An 18,454-nucleotide genomic window follows, 5' to 3' on the forward strand; every position below is an offset into this window, starting at 1 on the left:
CGAGGTCTCGATTGAGGGACAGGGACGGGGCCCGCGCCGTTCCGTGCGGCAGCTGCCTGCATAGCACGGAACGCGCAAAGCTTATATCGGCTCGGGCCGTTTTCCGGCGATTGTAGGGCGCGCGCGCGGAGTCTGCCGTGATGCCCACGATGCGAATGCGGTCGGCCGGTCGGTCCTTTATCCGTTGCGATCCTTGCCCGCCTGCAGCAGCACGTGCTTGGCGATGCCGCGCAGGATATTGACTTCCTCGTGCTCGAGTCCGGCACGCGCGAACATCTGCCGAATACGCGACATTAGCTTCTTCGGGTTGGCCGGATCGAGAAACGCCAGCGCGATGAGCGCTTCTTCGAGATGCGCATACATGCCTTCGATTTCATCGCTCGACGCGCCCGGCTCCGCCGTTTCGACGAGCGCGAGCGGACTGGCCGGCGCCTGGAACGCGAGACGCAGTTCGTACGCCAGCACCTGCACGGCCTGCGCGAGATTGAGCGAGCTGTAGGCCGGATTGGCCGGGATGTGCGCGAGCGCGCTGCAGCGTTCGACGTCCGCATTCGAGAGCCCGGTGCGCTCGTTGCCGAACACGAGCGCGATATCGCCGTGCCGCACGAACTCGTGCGCGCGCTCGGCCAGCGCGCGCGGCGGCATCTGCGGCGGGCCGTATTCGCGCGTGCGCGCCGTCAGCGCGACGGACCAGCGGACGCCGGTGAGCGCGTCGGCGAGCGTGTCGACGACGTGCGCGGAGGCGAGCACGTCATCGGCGCCGGAGGCCATCGCGATGGCTTCCGGCGTGTTCTTGACGTCCGCGATCCGCGGCGCGACCAGCACGAGTCGTGCGAAGCCCATGGTCTTGAGCGCGCGCGCGGCCGCGCCGACATTGCCCGGATGGCTCGGCTCGACGAGGACGAAGCGGGTGGAGGTGAAGCCTCCGGCGGGCGGGGAAAGATCGATGGTGTCCAAGGCGCGGTTCGTGCTGAAAAGGGGCTGGGAATAAAGCGTTTGAGCCCGCTATGTTAACGCGCTTTTGCCGGCCATCCGACGCGCGGGCCGCATGTTGCGGCCGCATCGGGCGCAGCCCGGCGCCGAGTTTCGGGTAAAATGGCGCCCTCGCGCGTCGTGAATGATGGCCGGATTCACTCCGGACTGTCTTGCGGCCGCCTCGCTCTTATTCAATTCGTCTTTCGTCGACAGTCGTTGTCGCCAACTTTTTCGCTTGCCGCGTCCATTCGAACGCGCAGGCGGCCAGAGGATTTCGCTCATGCATCCGATGCTCAATATCGCTGTCAAGGCCGCGCGCCGCGCCGGACAGATCATCAACCGCGCATCGCTGGACCTGGACCGCATCCAGATCAGCAAGAAGCAGCACAACGACTTCGTGACGGAAGTCGACAAGGCGTCCGAAGCCGCGATCATCGAGACGCTGACCACCGCCTATCCCGACCACGCCATCCTTGCCGAAGAATCTGGCGCGACCGAGCGCGAGTCCGAGTTCCAGTGGATCATCGACCCGCTCGACGGCACCACCAACTTCATCCACGGCTTCCAGTATTACTGCGTGTCGATTGCGCTCGCGCACAAGGGCGTGGTGCAGCAGGCCGTCATCTACGATCCGACCCGCAACGACCTGTTCACCGCCTCGCGCGGCCGTGGCGCCTATCTGAACGAGCGCCGCATCCGCGTCGGCAAGCTGGACCGGCTGTCGGACGCGCTGGTCGGCACGGGCTTCCCGTTCCGCGACGGCCAGGGCCTCAACGCCTACATGCGCATGTTCAGCGAAATGACGCTGTCGTGCGCGGGCCTGCGCCGTCCGGGCGCGGCGGCGCTGGACCTCGCGAACGTCGCGGCGGGCCGGCTCGACGGCTTCTTCGAGCAGGGCATCCATCCGTGGGACGTCGCGGCAGGCAGCCTGATCGTCACGGAAGCGGGCGGCCTGGTCGGCAACTACACCGGCGAATCGGACTTCCTGTTCAAGAACGAGATCGTCGCGGCGAACCCGAAGGTCTACGCGCAGATGATCAAGATCCTCGACATGTACTCGCGCACGCGTTTGACCGGCGAATAAGCCGTACGCAGGGCGCGCCCCGCTTTTTCCGCACGTTTGCGCACGCGCGCCGGGTCTGCATCGATCGCGGGGCTCCGTTACGATGCACTCTTTTGCCCCGGCCGCATCGGGCGATGCGCGTCCCGTCCGCGTCAGGCATTGCGCTTCGGGACCGCGCGCCGAGCCTGCCATCGAGCCCGTCATGAAAAAAGGCTTCTACACGATCATCGCCGCGCAGTTCGTCTCGTCGCTCGCCGACAATGCGCTCCTGATCGCCGCCATCGCCATGCTCGCCGTCGTGCAGTCGGCGCCCTGGGTCACGCCGCTGCTGCAAATCTTCTTCACGATTTCCTACGTGGTGCTCGCGCCCTTCGTCGGCGCATTCGCGGACGCGCTCCAGAAACGCCACGTCATGTTCATCTCGAATGCGCTGAAGGCGGCCGGCTGCGCGCTGATGATCGCGGGCGTGCATCCGATGATCGCGTATGGCGTGGTGGGTCTCGGCGCGGCGGCCTACTCGCCCGCCAAATACGGCATCCTCACGGAGCTCCTGCCGCCGCAGAAACTGATCGCGGCGAATGCGTGGCTCGAATCCGCGACGGTCGGGTCGACCATCCTCGGCACCGTGATCGGCGGCGCGCTCGTGAGCCAGGTGGTCACGCACTGGGTGGCGCAGGCGCACCTGCCCTTCGTACACACCGCCGCCCACGCTGCTCTGTTTACCGTGATGCTGATCTACGCGTCGGCGGCGGCGATCAACGCGTTCATTCCCGATACCGGCGCACGCTATCCGAACCTGCTGAACCAGCCGACCCGCCTCGTGCACGACTTCTCGCACTGCTTCAAGGTGCTGTGGAAAGACCGGCTCGCGCAGATTGCGCTGTGGGTCACCACGCTGCTGTGGGGCGCCGCCGTCACGCTGCAACTGCTGGTGCTCAAGTGGGCCGACGCGAACCTCGGTTTGTCGCTGTCGAAGGCGGCCGTGCTGCAAGGCATCACGGGCGTGGGCATCGCGCTCGGCGCGGCGGCGGCATCCGCGTGGATCGTGCTGCGCCAGTCGCTGAAGGTGCTGCCGGTGGGCGTGCTGATCGGCGCGGTATCGGTCGCGATGGCGTTCTACAACAAGGATCTGTTTCCGGCCGGCGCGGGCGTGCATATCGGTCCGTGGTTCGCGCCCGCCTTCATCCTGATGGCGTATCCGCTGATGATCGCGCTGGGCGGCCTGTCCGGCTTCTTCATCGTGCCGATGAACGCAATCCTGCAGCATCGCGGTGCTACCCTGCTGTCGGCGGGACATTCCATCGCGGTGCAGAACTTCAACCAGAATATTGCCGTATTGGCGATGCTCGGCGCTTACGCGTTGCTCCTGACCATTCAGGTGCCGGTACAGTGGATCATCGTCGTCTTCGGCCTGTTCGTCTGCCTGATGATGGCGCTCGCGATGCGCCGCCACGCCCGCAACGGCCGCGAAGTCGACCTGGGCGCGATGGTTGAGGAATGATCCTTGCTGCGGGGATGAATCTGGATTCGCAGGCCTTGCGCACCTTGTTGACAAACAAGCGCAGGGTGGCAAACGAACGGTCGTCAGGCCGTTGCAATAAGTCGTGGCAGGCGGCGAATCCGGCGCTAATCTTATTCGGCAACGTCAATAAAGGAGCAAGGAAATGGGATTGTTCACACGTTCGACGCTCGACAGCAAAATCAATGGCGCAGCCAATGTCGGCGAGCGCGCGGTGCGCGGTGCGAGCGACGCGGTCGATTCGGCCAGCAGCCAGTTGCGCAGCCTGCTCGATGATCTGGAAAGCTCGATTCACGGCGCGAAGGACATCGACGCGGACAAGCTGCGGCGCGACCTGCAAGGCAAGCTGAAGTCGGCGCGCTCGCAGATGAACGGCGCGAGCAGCGTGTTCTCGGGCAAGCTCGGCGACGCGGCCGGCTATGCCGATGAATTCGTGCATGACAAGCCTTGGCACACGCTGGGCGCGGTGGCGGGACTCGCGCTGCTGGTTGGATTCCTGGCCGCGCGTGCGTAAAGCCCGGGTTCGGTGGGCGGGTTGCTGTCTCCGGACGGGCGGTCCGATCGCCCGGTGTTCGGGCGTGCGCGCATACCGGGCACCCTCGAAATCTGAAACCCGAATCGCGTGCGCATCAGGCGTCACACCTCGCTGAGCACAATGCTATTACGCAAGAGTCGTTCGGGGCGCCAAGCCTGCGGCGGCAAATCCTGGGGCCACTTTCGAGTGGCCCTGGTTGCGTAGGCGGGGGGTGCAGGTAAGTCGCGGCGTCTTTCCCGAGCAACTTGGCAGCCCCGGTGTGACCGCACCGCCGGCATACAGCCGGTCTCGTTGAATGGGCTACCTCATGCCCATCCAGGCTAGCCCATCCGGCCGACTCCGCCCGCCCTTCACGACAGGTTAAACTCATGCCCTGTTGGTGGTAACCGGTCACGACTGGTCACCGCCGCCGCTATCCGCCGTCCGCGGCGGGCGCACGTTGCGTCCGGCCGTCGGCACGTTCCGGCTTTCACAGCACGCATGATGGGCAATCAAACGGCAACTCCCGACTCCTCCAGCGAAACCGCCACGCCTGCGGACCTGTCGCAACACACGCCGATGATGCAGCAGTATCTGCGCATCAAGGCGCAGCATCCCGGCACGCTGGTGTTCTATCGCATGGGCGACTTCTACGAGCTGTTCTTCGAGGACGCCGAGAAAGCCGCGCGTCTGCTCGATCTCACGCTCACGCAGCGCGGCGCGTCCGGCGGCAATCCCATTCGCATGGCGGGCGTGCCGCATCACGCGTGCGAGCAGTATCTCGCCAAGCTCGTGAAGCTCGGCGAGTCGGTGGCGATCTGCGAACAGATCGGCGACCCGGCCACCTCGAAGGGGCCCGTCGAACGCAAGGTCATGCGCGTGGTCACGCCGGGCACGCTGACCGACGCCGCCCTGCTCTCCGATAAAAGCGACGTCTACCTGCTTGCGCTCTGCCCGACTCACAACCGGCGCGGCGTGGTCACAAGCGTCGGGCTCGCATGGCTCAATCTGGCGAGCGGCGCACTGCGCCTCGCGGAAGTCGTGCCCGCTCAAGTGGGCGCGGCGCTGGAGCGCATCCGCCCGGCGGAAACGCTGGTCGCGGATGCGATCATGGACCTGCAAAGCTCGCTCGGCGTGACGAATCTCGGCGCAAGTCACGTCGCCATCACACGGGTGCCCGCCTGGCATTTCGACGTCGGCTCGGGCACGCAGCGCCTGCGCGAGCAACTGGATGTCGCGAGCCTCGACGGCTTCGGCGCGCAAACGCTCACCTGCGCGTGCGGGGCGGCGGGCGCGTTGCTGCTCTATGCGGCGGCGACCCAGGGCCAACAGTTGCGCCATGTGCGCAGCCTGAAGGTGGAATACGAGTCGGAATACATCGGGCTGGATCCCGCCACACGGCGCAATCTCGAATTGACCGAGACGCTGCGCGGCACGGAATCGCCCACCTTGTTCTCCCTGCTCGACACCTGCTGCACGACCATGGGCAGCCGGCTGCTGCGCCACTGGCTGCATCATCCGCCGCGCGACGCCGCCATCTCACGGGCGCGCCAGCAGGCCATTGGCGCGCTCATCGAAGCGCCCGCCGCCAGCGGCCTCGACGCCGTGCGCACGGCACTGCGCCGGGTGTCGGACATCGAGCGCATTACCGGGCGCCTCGCGCTGCTCTCGGCGCGTCCACGTGACCTGTCGAGTTTGCGCGACACCTTCGCCGCACTGCCCGAACTGCGTGCGCAGGTCGCGGGCGTATCGGCGCATGCGAGCGCGCTGGAACGCATCAGCGCCGCGCTCGAACCGCCGCACGAATGTCTCGACCTGCTGAGCAGCGCCATCGCGCCTGAACCAGCCGCGCTGATCCGCGACGGCGGCGTCATCGCGCGTGGCTACGATCCCGATCTCGACGAACTGCGCGGCATCTCGGAGAACTGCGACCAGTTCCTGATCGATCTCGAAGCACGCGAGCGCGAGCGCACCGGCATTGCGAACCTGCGCGTCGAGTACAACAAGGTGCATGGCTTCTATATCGAAGTGACGCGTGGCCAGACGGACAAAGTGCCCGACGACTATCGCCGCCGCCAGACGCTGAAGAACGCCGAGCGCTATATCACGCCCGAGCTGAAGACCTTCGAGGACAAGGCGCTGTCCGCGCAGGAACGCGCGCTGGCCCGCGAACGCGCGCTCTATGAAGCGTTGCTGCAGAACCTGCTGCCTTTCATCGCGGACTGCCAGCGCGTGGCCGGCGCGCTCGCCGAGCTGGATCTGCTGTGTGCTTTCGCCGAACGCGCCCGCGCGCTCGACTGGGTCGCGCCGCAGTTTTCGGCCGAAGCAGGCATCGATATCGAACAAGGGCGACATCCGGTGGTCGAGGCGCAGGTCGAGCAGTTCATCGCCAACGACTGCTGCCTGAGCCAGGATCGCAAGCTCCTGCTCATCACCGGCCCGAACATGGGCGGCAAATCCACCTTCATGCGTCAGACCGCGCTGATTGCGCTGATGGCCTATGTCGGCAGCTACGTGCCCGCGAAGCGCGCGCGCTTCGGCGCGCTGGACCGCATCTTCACGCGCATCGGCGCCGCCGACGACCTCGCCGGCGGCCGCTCCACCTTCATGGTCGAGATGACCGAAGCCGCCGCGATCCTCAACGACGCCAGCGCGTCGAGTCTCGTGCTGATGGACGAGATCGGCCGCGGCACCTCGACCTTCGACGGCCTCGCGCTCGCGTGGGCCATCGCGCGGCATCTGCTCACGCACAACGCCTGCTACACGCTGTTCGCCACGCACTACTTCGAGCTCACGCAACTGCCGAGTGAGTTCGCGCAGGCGGCGAACGTGCATCTCTCGGCGGTCGAGCACGACCATGGCATCGTGTTCCTGCATGCCGTCAGCGAAGGGCCGGCCAATCAGAGCTACGGCCTGCAGGTGGCGCAACTCGCGGGCGTGCCGTCGGCGGTGATCCGGGCGGCGCGCAAGCATCTGGTGCTGCTCGAACAGCAGTCCATCAACCAGCCCGCCGCACAATTCGATCTCTTCGCGAGCCAGCCTTATGCGCCGTATGGAGACGAAACGGAGGCGCCGCCTGACGCTGTCGAAGCGCCCGAACATCCGGTGTTAGCGAAACTGCGTGGATTCGATCCGAACGAACTGCGTCCGCGCGACGCGCTCGATCTGCTCTACGAACTGCACGAGCTGGCGAATGCGCCGCCGGATGACGCGCGTTGAGCGTGCCGGATTCTCGCGCCTCTCTTACGGGCCTCGTCTGACCAGCGCGGCCGTGCTGCTGGCGGCGCTCCTGTGGAGTGCCGCCGGGCATGCGCAGGCCAGCGGGCCGCTCGGTTTCGCGGTGCTCGCCAACGCGCTCTCGCGTCCCGCCGACGAAGCCCCGGTGCGCCGCATGCTCGATGTCATCGGGCGCGACAACAACATCGCTTTTATCGTCTACAACGGCAATGTCAAGGGCGGCGCCGAAGCATGCCGCGACAGCATCTATCAGTCGCGCCATGATCTGCTGGATGCGTCGCGCACGCCGGTAATCGTCCTGCTGGGCCAGCACGACTGGGCCGATTGCGGTCAGGTTCACGCGGGGGGCTACGACCCCGTGGAACGTCTCGACTTCATACGCCAGCTGTTCTTCGCCGACGCCAATGCGCTCGGCCAGACGCCGCTCACGTTGTCGCGCCAGAGCGATGTCGCGCGGTTTCGCACCTTTCGCGAGATCGTGCGCTGGCAGTCGCAGGGCGTCGCCTTCATCGGCCTCAATGTGCCGAGTGCGAACAATCACTATCTGACCGCGGGCGGACGCAACGGCGAGTTCGAAGACCGCGCCGTCGCCACCAGTTTCTGGCTCGAACATGCGGCGGAAACCGCGCGGCGCACGGACATGCGTGCGCTCGTCATCCTGCTTCAAGGCGATCCGGATTTCTCGCGCTATGAACGGCGCGAACGCTTCGCATGGCTGCGCTTTTCGCGTGCGAACCCGCCGCGCGACGGCTTCCTCGAACTCAAACGCAGTCTCGTGAAGGCCGCCGAAACGTTTCGCGGACCGGTCATCGTGATCCACGACACGGATGCGTCCGAGCCCACCGGCTTTCATATCGACCAGCCGCTGCGCAACGACAAAGGGTTGATCGTCACGAACCTGACGCGCGTGGCCATCGCCTTCGGCAAGCCGCAGTCTCAATGGCTCGACGTGCAGACCGATGCGCAATGGCATCCGCCGTTCCGTCTGCGCGTGCGTACCGTGAACGGAGCGGCCGGCGCGGAGTCCAGCGCGCCATCGAGCGCGTCGGACTTGGCGTATCCGGTGCCTCAATCGCAACCAACACCGACCGCGCTGCCGCGCAACGACCTGCCCGAGGCCGTGCCCGCGCCGCCGACCATGCCCTTGCCCGCGTCCGATCTTCCCCCCATCCTGACGCCACCGCAGTCGCTGCCGCCCATCTATCCGACACCGGCCTCGAGCGCGCAGAACGGCGCGGCCCCGACCTCGCCAACGCCGACCCAATAAAAAAGCGCAGCCGAAGCTGCGCTTTCTTCATCAATGAGTGGTCTCGCGCCGTGCGTTCAATGCAGCGTGGGGCCCGCGTCCTTGCGCGGTTCGTTATCGTCTTCTTCGTCGTCTTCATCGACGACTTGCAGTCCGTCCGCGCCATGCGCGTGCTGATGCTCGATCTCGTCATCCGTGGCGTCGCGCACTTCCTGCACCGACAGCGCGAAACGCAAGGCCATGCCCGCGAGCGGATGATTGCCGTCCAGCACGACCTTGTCCTCGGCGACGTCGGTGACGGTGTAGATCAGCGAGTCCAGTTCGTCGTCCGCATCCTCCGGCGTGCCTTCGAACTGCATGCCCACTTCCAGCGGCTCGGGAAAGCGGCTGCGCTCCTCGACCTTTACGAGCTCGGGATCGTACTCGCCGAATGCGTCCTGCGGCTCGAGCTGGATGAGCGTTTCGAAGCCGGCTTCATGCCCGGCCAGCGCTTCCTCGATCTTGGGGAACGTGCCATCATAGCCGCCGTGCAGATAGACCATCGGCTCGTCGCTTTCCTCGATCAGATTGCCTTGCGCATCCGATAGCTTGTACGCGACCGAAACGACTTTGTCTTTCGCAATTTTCATTGGATCCTCCAAGATACAAGACTCGATTATACGATGCCCAAGCGGCCACACCACGCCAGTCCGTCCCCCCGTTCCACCCCGCCCGGGCACACTCGTGCGCCCTTGCCGAACGAAACCACACCCCTGTTGGGCAACCGCACGCCGCTTCAGTTCATGCGTCGCTACTGGCAGAAAAAACCGCTGCTGATCCGCCAGGCATTCCCTGGTCTTGTCGCTCCGCTGCCGCGTGACGAACTGTTCGCGCTCGCCGATCTCGACGACGTCGAGTCGCGTCTCATCACCCATTTTCGCGACAAATGGGACATGGAGCACGGACCGTTCGCGCCTGACGAACTGCCGTCGGTGAAAAAGCGTGAATGGACGCTGCTCGTGCAAGGCGCGAATCTGCACGACGACCGCGCCCATGCACTGATGAACCCGTTCCGTTTCATTCCGGACGCGCGCCTGGACGATCTGATGATCTCCTATGCCACCGATGGCGGCGGCGTCGGTCCGCACTTCGACTCCTACGATGTGTTTCTGCTGCAAGTGCATGGCAAGCGTCGTTGGCGTATTGGGAAACAGCGCGATCTTTCGCTAAAACCCGGACTGCCGTTGAAAGTTTTACAGCACTTCGAGCCCGAGGAAGAATGGCTGCTGGAGCCCGGCGACATGCTCTATCTGCCGCCGCACGTCGCACACGACGGCATTGCCGAAGGCGAATGCATGACGGCGTCCATTGGCTTTCGCGCGCCGTCGGAGCATGAACTCACGGCGCAGTTCCTCTATCACCTGGCTGAACGTGCAGGCGAAGCAACCGAGGGCGCCCGCGCTGGCGCACGTTATCGCGACCCCGCTCAAGAGCCCGTGGCAAACCCGGCCGCGCTGCCTGGACTGTTGAAGGAGCGTGTAGGCGCGATCCTTGCGAACATCGACTGGAATGAAAAGGACATCGCTGCGTTTCTGGGCACTTATCTGAGCGAGCCGAAGGCGAATGTCGTGTTCGATTCGCCGGAACGCGCGTTGAATGAAGAACGCTTTGTTGAACGTGCGAAAAAGACGGGCGTAAAGCTGGATAGAAAGGCCATTTTGCTCTATGACCAGAAGTCATATTTCGTAAATGGCGAGGCGGCATCGTTATCGTCGAAGCTGAAAAAGTGGCTCCCTGAATTGGCCGATTCAAAGCATCTGGAGGCGAAACGCTTTGTAACACTTACAGACGATTCGACAATGACAGCGTTGCTGCACGAATGGTATCGTGCGGGCTGGATTCAATTGGGCGTTTGGGCTTGACAGGCTTGGCTCGACAAGACTTCCAGAGACGCTGCAGGTGCTAGAATGCGGCGTTCCGCAATATGAAAGTTTGTATGAGAAAGACAACGTATCGGCCCCCGATTTATCGACGGTCGTTGCGAAAGTGCCTATAATTTCCGGCCAAGCCGTCGGAAGTCTCACACAAAAAAGAATTGTGAGTCTCCACAGCGGCCCAGGTCGGTGTTGGAGCACACATTACCGGTACTTTGCGCTGTTGCTTACCTTTAACCATAAAAGGACGTGATCATGAAGAAATCCCTCCTCGTAGCATCCCTGTTGGCTGCTGTTGCTCTTGCTGCATGCAACAAGTCTAGCGATTCGGCTGCTCCGAGCGCTGCAAGCGATACGTCGGCTGCTTCGGCACCGGCTGCTGCCGCTTCGGACGCAAACGCTGCAGCATCAAGCGCTTCGGCCGCTGCAAGCGACGCAGCTTCGGCTGCTGGCGCTGCTTCGGACGCTGCCGCTTCGGCTGCTGCTCCGGCATCGGGCGCAAGCCAGTAAGGCTTCAGGCGCTATGCCCCCGCAGGTCGCTTAACGCGGCCTGCAAACGAAAAAACCGGCTTTCGAGCCGGTTTTTTTATGCGTGCTTCATGCCGTGTATTGCCGGTCTCGACGCGGTTTATAACGTCAGCCAGTCGAAGCCTTCCGTCTGCGTGGCTACGACCACCTCAAGCGCCGACACTCCCAGCACCGACGCAAGCGCCGCCTGCGCCAGATGCGGCTGGTTGTTCTGCTGACTCAGGTGAGCGGCCACGAGATGACGCAGCTTCGATCGATCCAGCGAAGCGAGAATGGCCGCGGCCGCGTCGTTATTCAGGTGTCCGTGCGTTCCGCCGATGCGCGCCTTCAGCGAAGGCGGATAGCGGCTTGCCGCGAGCATCGCGAGGTCGTGATTGGATTCGAGCACGAGTGCGTCGCAACCGCTCAGCATGTTCGTGATGTGAGGCGTTGAAACGCCCACGTCAGTGAGCACGCCCAGGCGGCTGGCGCCGTCGGAGAAGACGTATTGCAGCGGCTCGCGGGCGTCGTGCGGCACGGTGTACGGCAACACGCTCAGATCGCCGATGGCCACCCGCTCGTCGCCCCACAGCACGTTCAGTTCGACCTTGCCTTCATCGGCGCCGATCGCGCGCGCCGTGCCCCAGCTCATGTGCAACGGAATGGAGAACTTGCGCGCCAGCGTCATGGCGCTGCCGATGTGATCCGTATGCTCGTGCGTGATGACAATGGCGTCGAGATCTTCGGCGCGGCAATCGAGCCGCGCGAGACGCCGCTCGATTTCCTTCGCGGAGAAGCCGCAGTCGAGCAGCACGCGCGTCGTAGTGGTGCCGCACGACGCCTCGACGAGCAATGCATTGCCTTCGCTGCCGCTGCCCAGACTGGCAAATCTCACGATTCAACCCTGATCAACTGAAGTCCCGCACGGGTCTAGTTCAACTGTGCATGAAGCAACGAGACGATGCGCTGCGCATCGGACGAGGTATCCGGTTGCCCGTTCGCATCCACGACGCCGATCTGCGTGACCGCGTCCGCCTTCGGCTTCACGTTGACGAGGAACTGGCGCGTCGGCTTCGGCGTGTTGCTCGAAAAGAACTTGCCGAACAGGCCGTCTTTCTTGAGCTCGGCCATCGAGTCCGAGTAATGCACGTAGTAGATGCCCTTCTCGCGATCGCGATTGTCGACCGTGAAGTTCGTGCGATCGAGCGCCAAGCCCACGCGCAGCCACGCGCGATCGAACGGCTCGGCGAGATCGAGCGACGTGCCGCCCGCGCCCGGATCGACCGCTACCTTCGCGCCTGCCGGCCGCGCATTGGCGATCAGCTTCTTCGACTGCTCTTCGGTGAGACCGAACTTCTGCATCAGCTTCGTAAGGACCGCCGCTTCGAGCTCCGGATTGCGCGGACGCGTTTCCCAGCGCGAGCCGGTCTTGTCCTGGCCCGTCAGCACTTCTTCCATCGCGCTGTGCGTGATGGAGATGTCCGTGGAGCCGTCCTGCGCGCGGTCCACCTGGGTGCGGAACATGTCGCGCGTGCCCGACGAATACGCGAAATCGATCAGCTTTCCCACGCTGTTCCTGAACCAGTCGCTCGGAATGTTGGCGCGATTCTCAGCCCAGTCGGTCGCCATGATGCCGGTAGCGGGCGCGTCGGTCTTGAGCGTGAAGCCGTTCTCCTGCCAGAACTCCTTGAGCGGGTCCCAGATCTGGTCGGGCGAGCGGCCGTCGACGACGAGCCAGCGGCGATCGCCGTCCTTCTCGACGTGCATGCCGTAGGGATCCTGCGTGTTCGGCACGCCGAGCGTCGCGTTGCCGGCCGGCGTGACCGAACGCTCGGCAGCGCCGCCCAGCGCATTGATCTTCGGCGGCGCGGCGTAACGCTGGCTGATGTTGGCCGTGGTCAGGTCCGACGGCACGTTGAGCGACGGCGCGGTTTCAGCAGATTTGTAGTTGACGCGGTCCGGCGCGAGCCAGTCGTTGAGCGTATCGCAACCGGCGAGGGCAAACAGGGCACTGGCGCCAAGCGACAGCACGCTCAGGCGTTTGGCATGAACAAGAAGAGCGGAACGTTTCATGAGGTCCTTCGTTGCTGCTGATGACGCTTGGATCCTGGCGCGGATCCCGCTCGGGCCGAGCGGTTCATCGGGACCAGCCGATGAGGCCAAGGAGCGTGGGTTGAGGATGGAGGCAGTGATTCATGTCGATCGCTTGCGGCGGCACGGCGATCACGTGAGCGTGACCATGGCGCGCCGCCGCATGCGATCAGCCGAGCAGCCCGGAGTCGCGCAGCGCGTCGCGCACGACGTCGTGGAAGCGCGCATCGAGCGGCGTGAGCGGCAGACGGATGCCGTACTGCATGTGGCCCAGTTCGGCGAGCGCCCACTTGGCCGGAATCGGATTCGATTCGCAGAAGAGCTGTTTGTGCAGCGACAGCAACTGCATGTGGATGCGGCGCGCGGTGACCGCGTCGCCTTCGAGCGCCGCGTGGCACAGCTGGCTCATGGCCTTCGGCGCGACGTTGGCCGTCACCGAGATGTTGCCGTGACCGCCCAGCAGCATCAGCGCGATGGCCGTGGGGTCGTCGCCGCTATAAATGCCGAAGTGCGCCGGCGCGTGCTTGATCAGGTGCGCGGCACGATCGATGTTGCCGGTCGCTTCCTTCACGCCGATGATGCCGGGCACTTGCGCCGCGCGCAGGATGGTTTCGTTGCTCATGTCCGCGACCGTGCGGCCGGGGACGTTGTAGAGGATCACGGGCAGGTCGACGGCTTCCGCGATCGCCTTGAAATGGCGATAGATGCCTTCCTGCGTCGGCTTGTTGTAATACGGAACGACTTGCAGCGTGGCGTCGGCGCCGACCTTCTTCGCGTGCTTCGAGAGTTCGATGGCTTCAGCGGTGGAGTTGCCGCCCGCGCCCGCGATGATCGGGAAGCGCTTGGCCGCGTGCTCGACGGCCGTCTGGATCATCAGGATGTGTTCCTCGACCGACAGCGTGGCCGATTCGCCGCTCGTGCCCACCACGACGAGACCGTTCGAACCCTGTTCGACATGCCAGTCCACCAGTTTTCGGAACGCCGGCAGATCGAGACTACCGTCTTCGTGCATCGGGGTAACGATGGCAGGAATGCTGCCGCGGATCTGAAGACCGCCCTGGTTGGTGCCGCTTGTGCCGTTTGTCATGAAACTCTATGAATTTAATCGTGAATTTAGCCGCGAAACGCGATCTCTCGCGATTGTAGCGGATTAGCCGTGCAACGCGTAACGCGGCGGACCCGGGGGCGTGTTACCAATCGTGAGCCGATCTGCCTCTCGGACCGCGCAGATGCGCTGCACGTAAGCGGGCCGCGGATCGTCGAGAAAGCCGTCTTCGTAGCCGATCACGCGCAACGGTTCGCGCACCGCCTCGAGCAGTTCGCCGGGCGCGAGCAGGAACGCCGGATTGGACGGCTTGCCCACGCTTGCATTGCCCGCCGCGAAGGTCTCGTAAAGCAGCACGCCGCCCGGCGCTAGGGACGCCACCAGGGCGCCGAACAACGGCCGGTGCAGATAGTTCGTGACGACGACTGCATCGAACGTTCGGCCGGAAAGCGGCCAGGGCGAGCCGTCTTCGAGATCGGCGTGCAAGGTGTCAATGCCGCGCTCCGATGCCATCGACTCGAGCGCCGGCGCATCGCGATCGACTGCCAGCACGCGATGCCCCCGCGCCGCCAGCCAGCGCGCATGGCGCCCGCTGCCCGCGGCGACATCGAGCACCGTGCCGCCCGCCGCGATCAGATGCGCCCAGCGCGCGATCCAGGCGCTCGCCACGCTGTCCATCAGTTGTAGGACAGGCCCATGGCCTCGCGCACGTCGCGCATCGTCTCCACGGCGAACTTGCGGGCCTTGTCACAGCCGTCCGCGACGATCGCGCGCAGCAGCGACGGATCGTCCATGTATTTCTGCGCGCGTTCGAGCATCGGCTGCTGTTCGCGCAGGATGCCTTCGATCACCGGCTGCTTGCACTCCAGGCAACCGATGCCCGCGCTGCGGCAGCCCTTCTGCACCCACGCGTGAACCGTCTCGTCGGTATAGACCTCGTGCAGCTTCCAGACCGGGCACTTGTCCGGATCGCCCGGATCGGTGCGGCGCACGCGCGCCGGGTCGGTCGGCATGCGGCGCACCTTCTGTTCGATGGTCGCCGCATCCTCGCGCAAGCCGATGGTGTTGCCATAGGACTTCGACATCTTCTGCCCGTCGAGCCCCGGCATGCGCGACGCTTCGGTCAGCAGCACCTGCGGCTCGACCAGGATGATCTTGCGCGAGCCTTCCAGATAGCCGAACAGGCGCTCGCGGTCGCTCATCGAGAGGCTCTGCGATTCCTGCAGCATCGCGCGCGCTTGTTCGAGCGCTTCGTCGTCGCCTTCCTGCTGATACGCGACGCGCAACTCGTGATACAGCTTCGAGCGCTTGCCGCCGAGCTTCTTCGCGGCTTCCATCGCCTTCTCGTCGAAGCCCGGTTCGCGGCCGTAGAGATAGTTGAAGCGGCGCGCGATTTCACGCGTCATCTCGACGTGCGGCACCTGATCCTCGCCCACCGGCACGAGCGACGCGCGATACAGCAGGATGTCCGCCGCCATCAGCACCGGATAACCGAGGAAGCCGTAGGTGTCGAGATCCTTTTCCTTCAGCTTCTCGATCTGCTCCTTGTAGGTCGGCACGCGTTCGAGCCAGCCGAGCGGCGTGCCCATGCCAAGCAACAGCGACAGCTCGGCGTGCTCGGGCACGCGGCTCTGGATGAACAGCGTGGCCTGCGCCGGATCGATGCCCGACGCCAGCCAGTCGATCAGCACCTCCCAGACGTTTTTCTCGATGACCTCGGGCGTCTCGTAGTGCGTGGTGAGCGCATGCCAGTCCACGACCGCGAAGAAGCACGGGTATTCGGACTGCAACCGCACCCAGTTTTTCAGCACGCCGTGATAGTGGCCGAGATGCAGCGACCCAGTGGGGCGCATGCCGGAGAAAATACGGTCAGGGAACATGATGTTATGGAAAGAGTGAAGCGAGGGGATTCAGGATGGCCGATACCGCCGCATAGCCGACGCTCACGAGCGGCCCGAGCCAGAAGCGCGTCAGCACGCCGGTGACCACGAGCGCCATCACGATGAAGAAGCCGTAAGGTTCGAGCTTCGAGAACGCGATGGACGCGCGCACCGGCAGGAGCGCCATCAGCACGCGTCCGCCGTCGAGCGGCGGCAGCGGAAACAGGTTGAGCACGCCGAGCACGAGATTCACGCCGACGCCTGCGGCCGCCATGCGCGTGAAGAACGGTTCGTCGACGTGAAAGACCATGAGCAGCACCGCGATCACGCCCCACACAAGCGCCTGCACGAAGTTGCTGCCGGGACCGGCGGCGGCCACCCAGAGGCTGCCCCAGCGCGGATTGCGCAGATTGCCGAACGCGACCGGCACCGGTTTGGCATAGCCGAACATGAACGCGCCGCTCGTCACGAAATACAGGACGATGGGAATCACGATCGTGCCGATGGGATCGATATGGCGCATCGGATTCATGGAAACGCGGCCGAGCACGTAGGCCGTGTTGTCGCCGAGCAGGCGCGCGGCGTAACCGTGCGCGGCCTCGTGCAGCGTGATCGCGAAGATCACCGGGAGCGCGTAGACCGCGATGGTTTGTATCAGGGAAGAATCCATAGGGCGGTATTGTATCAAGCAGGCAGGCAGGTTCCGGCGCTCGCTGTGTCGCCGCGCGCGCACGCTCTTGGCCACAGGGTGCAGCACGAGACTTAATCTGGACTTATGCGGGTCTTGTGCTCGTGTGCGTCACTGCGCGGCGCTAGGCCGTGAGCCCGAACGGTTCGAGACTGCCTCTCCCCGCGCGCACGAGCACCGGCTCCCCCCCGGACAGGTCGATCACTGTGGAAGGCTCCGCCGGGCACGCGCCCGCGTCGATCACCAGTTCGATCTGTTTCTCCAGGCGCTCGCGAATCTCTTCGGCGTCGTTGAGCGGCTCGGTGTCGGGCGGCAGGATCAGCGTCGAGGCCAGCAGCGGCTCGCCGAGCGCTTCGAGCAGTCCGAGCGTGATCGTGTGATCCGGCACCCGCAGGCCAATGGTCTTGCGCGACGGATGCGACAGCCGGCGCGGCACTTCCTTGGTGGCCTGCAGCACGAACACATAAGGTCCCGGCGTCACCGACTTGATGAGACGGTATTGCTGGTTGTCGACCTGGGCGAAATTGGACAGCTCGGACAGGTCGCGCACGAGCAGCGACAGCAGTTGCTTGTCGTCGATGCCGCGAATGCGTCGCAGACGCTCGACGGCGTCCTTGTCGTCGAGATGGCAGGCGAGCGCGTAGCTCGAATCCGTCGGCAAGGCGACGAGCCCGCCGTCCTTGATGATCTGCACGGCCTGGTTGATGAGCCGCGGCTGCGGATTGTCCGGATGAATGCGAAAGAATTGGGACATGACGACGCCTTGTTGTTTCGATCGTTTGCGCGCATGGCACGGGGCGCGCGGGCCAGGTGCCGGTCACATGCCGGTCCCTGCACGCGCGCCGTCACGCGGACCGCGTGCGGGGACATGACGGGTGATGCAAAGACTGTGCGCGCGATAAAGAACCGCGCCGGAACCACGCAAAAGCCGCGCGTGAAGGAGCGTTACAGCCAGCGCTCCCAGACAGGCGTGAGGTCGTCGGGCAGCGGCGGCAGCCGGCCGAGATCGACGCGGCCTTCGCCCGCGCCGTGGAAGTCCGACCCGCGCGACGCCTCGAAGCCATAGCGCCGGGCGACGTCAGCGTACTCGCGATATTGATCGGGCGTGTGACTGCCCGTCACCACCTCGATGGCGCGCCCGCCGAGCTGGATGAACTCGTCGAACAGCGCGGCGAATTCCACCGGCGTGAAATCATAGCGGCCGGGATGCGCGATGATCGGCTCGCCGCCCGCCTCCCGGATCCACTTCACGGCGTCGGCCAGCTTCGCCCAGCGATGTTCGACGAACCCCGGCTTGCCGTCGCCGAGATAGCGCGAGAACACCTCGGACGTGGATGTCGCGTAACCCGCATCGACCAGATAGCGCGCGAAGTGCGTGCGCGAGATCATGTCCGGGTCGTCGGTATAGCGCAGCGCGCCTTTGAGACAGTCCGGAATGCCGACGGCCGCCAGCGCCTCGCCGATCGCCTCGCCGCGCGCCGCCCGGCCGTTGCGCGTGGATTCGAGGCCGCGTTGCAGCCCCTCGTGTTCGGCATCGACGTTCATGCCGACGATATGCACCGTCCGCGCCGCCCACGTCACCGAAATCTCGACGCCCGCCAGATAGCCCATGCCGAGCGCCTCGGCCGCCGCGCGCGCTTCCCGCTGGCCGCCCAGCTGATCGTGATCGGTCAGCGACCACAGCGTCACGCCGTTCGCATGCGCCCGCGCCGCGACCTCGGCGGGCGCGAACTGGCCGTCGGACACAGTGGAGTGGCAATGCAGATCGGCGTTCAT

17 protein-coding genes are annotated in these 18,454 nt (G+C 64.9%); 7 read left to right on the forward strand and 10 right to left on the reverse strand.

The annotated features are described in order from the left end of the window. Positions 1-177 precede the first annotated feature (177 nt). Positions 178-957, reverse strand: coding sequence for an RNA methyltransferase (locus QCE63_RS10210; RefSeq protein ID WP_309832669.1), 780 nt, complete (start codon positions 955-957; stop codon positions 178-180). Between the two features lie 298 nt (positions 958-1,255). Here QCE63_RS10210 and QCE63_RS10215 point away from each other — a divergent pair, with 298 nt between their 5' ends. The 5 genes from QCE63_RS10215 (at position 1,256) to QCE63_RS10235 (ending at position 8,575) form a co-directional block, all read left to right on the forward strand. Continuing rightward, the gene (locus QCE63_RS10215) at positions 1,256-2,059 is read left to right on the forward strand and encodes an inositol monophosphatase family protein (protein ID WP_309832670.1); all 804 of its coding nucleotides are present in this window, start codon (positions 1,256-1,258) and stop codon (positions 2,057-2,059) included. A 181-nt stretch (positions 2,060-2,240) separates the two neighbouring features. Continuing rightward, entirely contained in the window at positions 2,241-3,539 is a 1,299-nt protein-coding gene (gene lplT / locus QCE63_RS10220) for a lysophospholipid transporter LplT (protein ID WP_309832671.1), read from the forward strand. Positions 3,540-3,702: 163 nt separating this feature from the next. Next, positions 3,703-4,071 (forward strand): glycine zipper domain-containing protein, encoded by a 369-nt coding sequence (locus tag QCE63_RS10225; RefSeq protein ID WP_309832672.1) that lies wholly within the window; start codon positions 3,703-3,705, stop codon positions 4,069-4,071. Positions 4,072-4,575: 504 nt separating this feature from the next. Further along, positions 4,576-7,290: a DNA mismatch repair protein MutS gene (mutS, locus tag QCE63_RS10230; protein WP_309833762.1), complete on the forward strand. Its 2,715-nt coding sequence runs from the start codon at positions 4,576-4,578 to the stop codon at positions 7,288-7,290. Beyond that, the gene (locus QCE63_RS10235) at positions 7,265-8,575 is read left to right on the forward strand and encodes a hypothetical protein (protein WP_309832673.1); all 1,311 of its coding nucleotides are present in this window, start codon (positions 7,265-7,267) and stop codon (positions 8,573-8,575) included. Before mutS ends, QCE63_RS10235 begins: the two co-directional genes overlap by 26 nt. A 56-nt stretch (positions 8,576-8,631) precedes the next feature. Here the strand turns inward: QCE63_RS10235 and QCE63_RS10240 are convergent, their stop codons facing one another. Further along, positions 8,632-9,183 carry a peptidylprolyl isomerase gene (locus QCE63_RS10240; RefSeq protein WP_309832674.1) on the reverse strand — a complete coding sequence of 184 codons (552 nt, stop codon included), beginning with the start codon at positions 9,181-9,183 and terminating at the stop codon, positions 8,632-8,634. A 33-nt stretch (positions 9,184-9,216) separates the two neighbouring features. Here QCE63_RS10240 and QCE63_RS10245 point away from each other — a divergent pair, with 33 nt between their 5' ends. Then, on the forward strand, positions 9,217-10,455 hold the full coding sequence (locus QCE63_RS10245; RefSeq protein ID WP_309832675.1) for a cupin domain-containing protein: 1,239 nt from the start codon (positions 9,217-9,219) through the stop codon (positions 10,453-10,455). A gap of 267 nt (positions 10,456-10,722) precedes the next feature. After that, the gene (locus QCE63_RS10250; protein ID WP_309832676.1) at positions 10,723-10,977 is read left to right on the forward strand and encodes a hypothetical protein; all 255 of its coding nucleotides are present in this window, start codon (positions 10,723-10,725) and stop codon (positions 10,975-10,977) included. 118 nt (positions 10,978-11,095) lie between these two features. Here the strand turns inward: QCE63_RS10250 and QCE63_RS10255 are convergent, their stop codons facing one another. The 8 genes from QCE63_RS10255 to QCE63_RS10290 form a co-directional block, all read right to left on the reverse strand. Beyond that, a complete protein-coding gene (locus QCE63_RS10255; protein WP_309832677.1) occupies positions 11,096-11,869 on the reverse strand; it encodes an MBL fold metallo-hydrolase in 774 nt (257 codons plus the stop codon). A gap of 35 nt (positions 11,870-11,904) precedes the next feature. Next, entirely contained in the window at positions 11,905-13,047 is a 1,143-nt protein-coding gene (gene bamC / locus QCE63_RS10260) for an outer membrane protein assembly factor BamC (protein WP_309832678.1), read from the reverse strand. A 187-nt stretch (positions 13,048-13,234) separates the two neighbouring features. Next, positions 13,235-14,152 (reverse strand): 4-hydroxy-tetrahydrodipicolinate synthase, encoded by a 918-nt coding sequence (dapA, locus tag QCE63_RS10265; protein WP_309832679.1) that lies wholly within the window; start codon positions 14,150-14,152, stop codon positions 13,235-13,237. A gap of 63 nt (positions 14,153-14,215) precedes the next feature. Next, entirely contained in the window at positions 14,216-14,788 is a 573-nt protein-coding gene (locus QCE63_RS10270; RefSeq protein WP_309832680.1) for a class I SAM-dependent methyltransferase, read from the reverse strand. Continuing rightward, entirely contained in the window at positions 14,788-15,990 is a 1,203-nt protein-coding gene (locus QCE63_RS10275) for a tryptophan--tRNA ligase (protein ID WP_309832682.1), read from the reverse strand. Before QCE63_RS10275 ends, QCE63_RS10270 begins: the two co-directional genes overlap by 1 nt. Before the next feature lie 4 nt (positions 15,991-15,994). Then, positions 15,995-16,660 carry a site-2 protease family protein gene (locus tag QCE63_RS10280; protein WP_309808827.1) on the reverse strand — a complete coding sequence of 222 codons (666 nt, stop codon included), beginning with the start codon at positions 16,658-16,660 and terminating at the stop codon, positions 15,995-15,997. Positions 16,661-16,802: 142 nt separating this feature from the next. Then, positions 16,803-17,432, reverse strand: coding sequence for an L-threonylcarbamoyladenylate synthase (locus tag QCE63_RS10285; RefSeq protein WP_309832684.1), 630 nt, complete (start codon positions 17,430-17,432; stop codon positions 16,803-16,805). 191 nt (positions 17,433-17,623) lie between these two features. Further along, entirely contained in the window at positions 17,624-18,454 is an 831-nt protein-coding gene (locus tag QCE63_RS10290) for a 3',5'-nucleoside bisphosphate phosphatase (RefSeq protein ID WP_309833763.1), read from the reverse strand.

It is taken from the genome of Caballeronia sp. LZ065, from assembly GCF_031450975.1.
Lineage (GTDB): Bacteria > Pseudomonadota > Gammaproteobacteria > Burkholderiales > Burkholderiaceae > Caballeronia.

What these genes read in the sequence shown, in the direction of transcription:
- QCE63_RS10215 (WP_309832670.1), top strand. Translation starts at nt 1,256, where the DNA reads ATGCATCCGATGCTCAATATCGCTGTCAAGGCCGCGCGCCGCGCCGGA.
- lplT (WP_309832671.1), top strand. Translation starts at nt 2,241, where the DNA reads ATGAAAAAAGGCTTCTACACGATCATCGCCGCGCAGTTCGTCTCGTCG.
- QCE63_RS10225 (WP_309832672.1), top strand. Translation starts at nt 3,703, where the DNA reads ATGGGATTGTTCACACGTTCGACGCTCGACAGCAAAATCAATGGCGCA.
- mutS (WP_309833762.1), top strand. Translation starts at nt 4,576, where the DNA reads ATGGGCAATCAAACGGCAACTCCCGACTCCTCCAGCGAAACCGCCACG.
- QCE63_RS10235 (WP_309832673.1), top strand. Translation starts at nt 7,265, where the DNA reads ATGCGCCGCCGGATGACGCGCGTTGAGCGTGCCGGATTCTCGCGCCTC.
- QCE63_RS10240 (WP_309832674.1), bottom strand. Translation starts at nt 9,183, where the DNA reads ATGAAAATTGCGAAAGACAAAGTCGTTTCGGTCGCGTACAAGCTATCG.
- QCE63_RS10245 (WP_309832675.1), top strand. Translation starts at nt 9,217, where the DNA reads ATGCCCAAGCGGCCACACCACGCCAGTCCGTCCCCCCGTTCCACCCCG.
- QCE63_RS10250 (WP_309832676.1), top strand. Translation starts at nt 10,723, where the DNA reads ATGAAGAAATCCCTCCTCGTAGCATCCCTGTTGGCTGCTGTTGCTCTT.
- bamC (WP_309832678.1), bottom strand. Translation starts at nt 13,047, where the DNA reads ATGAAACGTTCCGCTCTTCTTGTTCATGCCAAACGCCTGAGCGTGCTG.
- dapA (WP_309832679.1), bottom strand. Translation starts at nt 14,152, where the DNA reads ATGACAAACGGCACAAGCGGCACCAACCAGGGCGGTCTTCAGATCCGC.
- QCE63_RS10270 (WP_309832680.1), bottom strand. Translation starts at nt 14,788, where the DNA reads ATGGACAGCGTGGCGAGCGCCTGGATCGCGCGCTGGGCGCATCTGATC.
- QCE63_RS10275 (WP_309832682.1), bottom strand. Translation starts at nt 15,990, where the DNA reads ATGTTCCCTGACCGTATTTTCTCCGGCATGCGCCCCACTGGGTCGCTG.
- QCE63_RS10280 (WP_309808827.1), bottom strand. Translation starts at nt 16,660, where the DNA reads ATGGATTCTTCCCTGATACAAACCATCGCGGTCTACGCGCTCCCGGTG.
- QCE63_RS10285 (WP_309832684.1), bottom strand. Translation starts at nt 17,432, where the DNA reads ATGTCCCAATTCTTTCGCATTCATCCGGACAATCCGCAGCCGCGGCTC.
- QCE63_RS10290 (WP_309833763.1), bottom strand. Translation starts at nt 18,454, where the DNA reads ATGAACGCCGATCTGCATTGCCACTCCACTGTGTCCGACGGCCAGTTC.